Here is a 3,404-nt window from a genome sequence, read left to right as displayed (position 1 = left end):
GCCCAAGTGTGGGGCCAGGGATTTGCCCCGCCGCTCTTCAGCGAAGAGGTCGAGGTGCTCGGTCAGCGCATCGTGGGCGAGCGGCACTTGTCGCTGCGACTGCGCATCGGTAGTGACATGATCGACGGCATCTGGTTCGGCCGCACCGACCCCCTGCCGCGCCAGGCGCTGTTGGCGTACCGGATCGTCGCCGACGAGTGGCAGGGTCAGCGCCGCCTGCGCTGCGTCGTCGAGGGAGCGGCCGCTTGATCCTCGACGGCGTCCCGCTCGTGCACATCGACGACGACCTCGTGGTCGTGGACAAACCCGCCGGATTGCTGGCGGTGCCCGGCCGCGGCCCGGAGAAGGCCGATTGCGTGCTGCACCGGCTGCAGCGCCACCTGGGGCCGCTGGGCGTCGTGCATCGGCTCGACATGGACACTTCGGGCCTGATAGTGCTGGCGCGCACGGCAGCCGCGCAACGCACGCTGTCGATGGCCTTTGCCGCGCGCCGCGTGCACAAACGCTACGTGGCCGTCGTGGCCGGCATCCCCCTGCCACCGACCGCTCCCGACGGTTGGAGCGACATCCGCCTGCCCCTGATCGTGGACTGGCCGCGGCGCCCGCGCAGCAAGGTTTGTTTCCGCACCGGCAAACCCAGCCACACCCGCTGGTGCCTCTGCGGCACGGAACGCCACGGCCCCGCCTGGGCCGCGCGCGTTACGCTCGAGCCGATCACCGGCCGCTCGCACCAGCTTCGCCTGCACCTGGCGGCGCTCGGCCACCCCATTCTGGGCGACCCCCTGTACGCCCCACCTGCGCACGCGCGCGCCACGCCGCGCTTGCTGCTGCATGCCAGCGAACTCGCCCTACCCCACCCAGCCCACGGCCAGTGGATGGCATGGTGCAGCGCGTGTCCGTTTTGATCCCCTCCGCCCACGGGCAACGCCGTCACCACGCTGGCACCAGCCCGCCACACCGCTAGAGCGACGGATCGGCGACGCCGCTCCCCACGAGACCAAGACCGATCGCCTCGCGGAGGGCGCCCAGCGCCTGCTCGGCCGCTTTGCGCCCAGCGCCGATGGCCGGCGCCGCGCGGTGAAAATCCATCGCCGCGATGTCGGCCAGCATGGGGCGGATGACGACGTCGGCCGGCTCGCCCGCCAGGCGACTTTGGGTGATGCGCCACTGCACGATATTCATGCTGGTGACCATCACGTCCAACAACGAAGGCGCCTCGGGGCCTGTTTCGTCATCGCGGGCATCATCCGCCGAACGTCCGCGCAGTCGCCCCCACACCCCATCGAGCAGCCCGCGCGCGCGGCTGCGGCCGCGCCCCACCACCCGCTGGCGGCGGCGCATCAGGTCCCAGTTCAGGTCCACGGCGATGATGATCTCGGCGCCCATGGCGCGCGCCAGCGAGACCGGCACTGGGTTGACCAGGCCACCGTCCACCAGCAGTCGCCCCTGGGCGCGCGCTGGCGTGAATACCCCTGGGATGGCAATCGAGGCGCGCACCGCGTCGATCACCGGCCCTTGCTGCAACCACACCTCGCGCCCCGTGGCCAGGTCGGTTGCCACGCAGCCGAACGGTTTGGGCAAGGCCTCGATGCCGCCATCGACGAAACGCTCGCGAAAAAACGCGACCAGCTTGCCGCCCTCGATCAGTCCGCCGCCCAGCTTGAGGTCGATCAGGCCCACCACCTGCTGCCAGCCCAGCGAGCGCACCCAGGGCTCGAGGCGGTCCAACTCGCCCGCCGCGTACGCCGCTCCCACCAGCGCGCCAATGGAGGTGCCGCAGACGATGTCGGGCTCGATGCCCGCCTCCTGCAGCACGCGCAGCACGCCGATGTGCGCCCAGCCGCGGGCGGCGCCGCTGCCCAGCGCCAGCCCGACGCGGGGACGGGCGCTGGCGGCCCCGGGGGCACGCACACGCGGGGCTTGCGAGCCGTCGGCCGGCACGGCGGTCACAGCAGCGGCACGCCCGTTTTGCTCTGGATGAACTCGCGCGTCACCCCCGGCGCCAGTTCCACCAGCTTCAGCCCCTCGGGCGTGACGTCCATCACACCCAGATCGGTGATGATCCGATCCACCACGCCCTTGCCGGTCAGCGGCAGCGTGCACTCGGGCAGGATCTTCAAATCCTCGGTGCCGTCCTTCTTACGCGCCACGTGCTCCATGAGCACGATCACGCGCTTGACGCCGGCCACCAGGTCCATGGCGCCGCCCATGCCCTTGACCATCTTGCCGGGGATCATCCAGTTGGCCAGGTCGCCCTTGTGCGTGACCTGCATCGCACCCAGGATCGACAGGTTGATCTTGCCCCCGCGAATCATGGCAAAGCTCTGGTCCGAGCTGAAGATGGACGAGCCGGGGATGCACGTCACCGTCTGCTTGCCGGCGTTGATCAGGTCGGGGTCCACCTCGTCCTCGTAAGGGAAGGGGCCGATGCCCAGCATGCCGTTTTCACTTTGCAGCCAGACCTCGATGTGGTCGGGCACGTGGTTGGCCACCAGCGTCGGGATGCCGATGCCGAGGTTGACATAGAAGCCGTCTTGCAATTCTTGCGCCGCGCGAGCGGCCATCTGGTCTTGGGTCCAAGGCATGGTCGGGCTCCTCACACTTTGCGGTCGCGGGTGGTGCGCTTCTCGATGCGCTTCTCGGGCGTGGGGTTGTGCACGATGCGGTGCACATAAATGCCGGGCAGGTGCACGTCGTCCGGGTCGATGGCGCCAGTGGGCACGATGCGCTCGACCTCGACGATGCAGATTTTGCCCGCCGTCGCCACCGCCGGGTTGAAGTTGCGCGCCGTGCGGCGAAAGCGCAGGTTGCCCGCCAAATCGGCCACGTCCGCCTTGACGAGCGATACGTCCGGAAACAGCGCCTGCTCCATGATGTACGTCTCGCCGTTGAAGGTGCGGTGCTCCTTGCCCTCGGCGACGATGGTGCCCACCCCGGTCTTGGTGAAAAACGCCGGAATGCCCGCGCCACCGGCGCGCAGCTTCTCGGCCAGCGTGCCCTGTGGCGTGAACTCGAGTTCCAGCTCGCCCGCCAGATACTGCCGCTCGAACTCCTTGTTCTCGCCCACGTAGCTGGAGATCATCTTCTTGATCTGGCGCGTCTCCAGCAGCTTGCCCAGGCCGAAGCCATCGACGCCCGCGTTGTTGGAGATGACCGTCAGGTTCTTCACGCCGCTGTCGCGCAGCGCGTCGATGAGCGCCTCGGGGATGCCGCACAGGCCAAAGCCGCCGACCGCGATGAGCTGCCCATCGGCCACCACGCCCTCGAGGGCGGCAGCGGCGCTGGGGTAAACCTTGTTCATGCTCGCACGCTCCTGTCCATAAAGTGGATGAGAACCGTACGATACTACGTCATCGTGTACGTAGGATTGCCTACGGTCCAACCCCAAGCCGTGACCCCCCCCC

Annotated in this window: 4 protein-coding genes and 1 pseudogene; 2 read left to right on the top strand and 3 right to left on the bottom strand. The window is 68.8% G+C overall.

Annotation, left to right across the window (positions count from 1 at the left end):
- Nucleotides 1-249: pseudogene (locus Q0716_RS00925) on the top strand (single-stranded-DNA-specific exonuclease RecJ); the annotation flags it as partial.
- Nucleotides 246-905, top strand: coding sequence for an RluA family pseudouridine synthase (locus Q0716_RS00920; RefSeq protein ID WP_299018689.1), 660 nt, complete (start codon nt 246-248; stop codon nt 903-905). The pseudogene Q0716_RS00925 and the gene Q0716_RS00920, both read left to right, overlap by 4 nt.
- Nucleotides 906-960: 55 nt before the next feature.
- Here the strand turns inward: Q0716_RS00920 and rssA are convergent, their stop codons facing one another.
- The 3 genes from rssA to Q0716_RS00905 are packed head-to-tail and all read right to left on the bottom strand — an operon-like array spanning nt 961 to nt 3,301.
- On the bottom strand, nt 961-1,941 hold the full coding sequence (gene rssA / locus Q0716_RS00915) for a patatin-like phospholipase RssA (RefSeq protein ID WP_299018691.1): 981 nt from the start codon (nt 1,939-1,941) through the stop codon (nt 961-963).
- 5 nt (nt 1,942-1,946) lie between these two features.
- A complete protein-coding gene (locus tag Q0716_RS00910) occupies nt 1,947-2,585 on the bottom strand; it encodes a CoA transferase subunit B (protein ID WP_299018687.1) in 639 nt (212 codons plus the stop codon).
- Nucleotides 2,586-2,596: 11 nt separating this feature from the next.
- Nucleotides 2,597-3,301 (bottom strand): CoA transferase subunit A, encoded by a 705-nt coding sequence (locus tag Q0716_RS00905; RefSeq protein WP_299018685.1) that lies wholly within the window; start codon nt 3,299-3,301, stop codon nt 2,597-2,599.
- Between the last annotated feature and the right edge of the window lie 103 nt (nt 3,302-3,404).

The sequence above is a fragment of the uncultured Tepidimonas sp. genome (genome assembly GCF_938045175.1).
GTDB lineage: Bacteria > Pseudomonadota > Gammaproteobacteria > Burkholderiales > Burkholderiaceae_C > Tepidimonas.
Note: the sequence above shows the minus strand (reverse complement) of the source record. Positions and strands in the feature narration are given on the sequence as shown.